Here is a 2145-nt window from a genome sequence, read left to right on the forward strand (position 1 = left end):
GCCGAGCCCATTCAGCGATCGCGCTTCTGCCGGACGGTCCCCCAACTCGCGGATGATGGCCAGGCTCTGGCGCTGGTAGGCGAGCGCCTCGCCGACGCGGCCGAGGGCACGGTAGGCCTCGCTGAGATTGCCGAGGGCCAGGCTCTCGCCGCGGCGATCCCCCAAGGCACGACGCAAGCCAAGACTCAGCTGGTTGTACGCGACCGCGTAGTCCAGCTCACCCAGCCACCATGAGGCGGTGGCTAGATCGCTGAGGGCCTGCGCCTCGCCGGAGCGATCACCGGCGTCCCTAGCTGCCTGCAGGGCGACCTCGTTGAGCGTCCTCAGCTCCGTCCAGTAGCCGCCCATCTGCAGGTACCGGAACAGCGCGGTGGTCAGCGGACCAACCATCGTGGCCGCTGGGTGGGAGGTAGTGGCCTGCCGGCTAATGGCCAGAAGGTTGGACCGTTCCGCCTCCAGCCAGGCGAAGGCATCGGCCTGGTCCTGCAACGCCGCTGCTGCGGTGATGTCACCTTGGGCGCGCCATTGGTCTCCTGGGTAGGCGAGCCGGACGGCCAGCCGGGTGGTGGCCAGCTGCCAGGCCATCACCCGCCCCAGCGCTGTCGCGCGCGAGGCCTCGGACTCCTCCTGGTCCACCCGCTCCTGAGCGAACAGCCGTAGCAGGTCGTGCATCTGGTAGCGGCCCGGGGCCGGGGTCTCTAGCAGTTGGGCGTCGACCAGTTGCTCAAGCATGGCCTCAACTGCGAGGCGGGGTTCGTCGGCCAATACCACGACCATGGGTACGCTCAGGTCGGGCGTGGCCAGCAAGCCCAGGTACCGGAAGAGGCGGGCAGTCCGCTGCTCAAGCGGGCCACCACCAACCAAGGTCGTGTAGCTGACCTGGAAGCTCGCCCGGACCGCTAGGTCGCCGATCTTGAGTTCATCCAGCCGCCCCCGGCCGTCACGTAGCCGCGCCGCCAAGGCGCCCAGGGGCCAGCTGGGCCGGGCAGCCAGACGGCCCCCAGCGATCCGCAGGGCCAACGGCAGGTGCCCGCAGAGCTCGGCGATCCTGGCCGCTGCGGCTGGGTCGCCAGCCACTCGCTGCGACCCGGCGATCCGCCCGAGCAGCAGCGTGGCCTCCTGGGGAACCATGACGTCCAGGTGTAGAGGGTGGGCGTCCAGGTCGGCCAGCAGGTTGCGGCTGGTCACCAGGGCCGCACAGCCCGGGCTGCTCGGCAGCAGGGGGCGGACCTGGGCGGCCGAGGCCGCGTTGTCAAGCACCACCAGGACCTGGCGTCCGGCCAGCAGGGACCGGTACCTGGCGCTAGCCTCCTCCAGCTCGGAAGGGATGCTCGCGCCCTCGACCCCAAGCGACCGAAGCAGCCGACCGAGGGCATCACCCGGGCCGAGCGGAGGAAGGGCACCGGTGGCCCCGTGGAGATCGAGATAGAGCTGGCCGTCGGGGAACCGTTCCTGCAGGCGCCAGGCGGCCTCCAGGGTGAGCGCCGACTTACCTACCCCGGCGAGTCCATGGATGACGACGATCTGGGCGGCGTCGCCGGCCTGGTCGACCAGCAGCCGGCCGAGTTGGGCCAGTTCGACGGCGCGGCCGGTGAACCGGCGCAGGCGGGCGGGCAACTCTCTGGGCACCGGCACCTGCCCCCGAAGGGGTCCCGGCTGGCCGCGCGCCGCCCAGTACAAGGCGACCAGCTGGCCGTCGGGCATGGTCACGCCGGCGGTGGCCGCCAACTCCTCGATCGCCAGCACCACCGTCTCATCACGGGGCAGGGCCCGGCCGCGACACCACTCCGACACCCGCGGCTCCCCCACCCGCTCGAACCCGGCCGCCCGCAGCCTGCGGGCCAACATGGCCTGCGATAGCCCGGCCTGCTCCAAGACCGCCCGCAGGCGGCCGGCGAACACGGCCCTGGCAGATCGGTCCACGACACCACCCTACGCACCCTTCCGACTTCCGCGAAGTCTTCCACCCTGCCGCCATCCGGGACAGGCTTCCCATCCAAGCACCCAAGGGAGGCATGGATGAAGTTGCAACGGCCCATCGGCCGGCGGCTATTGATTGTCGCCGCCGTGGTCATGGTGATGGCGACTGCACACCCCGCAAGCGCCGCGCCCGTCGAGCCAGCGGCCCCAGTCACCACTAAGGCC

The 2145-nt window shown here is 71.0% G+C and carries 1 protein-coding gene; it reads right to left on the reverse strand.

Features of this window, described 5'->3' with window-relative positions; all coding sequences use genetic code 11:
* A partial coding sequence (locus VF468_28815) for a tetratricopeptide repeat protein (GenBank protein ID HEX5882289.1) occupies positions 1–1923 on the reverse strand: 1923 nt, incomplete at its 3' end.
* Positions 1924–2145: the final 222 nt, after the last annotated feature.

The sequence above is a fragment of the Actinomycetota bacterium genome (assembly GCA_036280995.1).
Taxonomy (GTDB): domain Bacteria; phylum Actinomycetota; class CALGFH01; order CALGFH01; family CALGFH01; genus CALGFH01.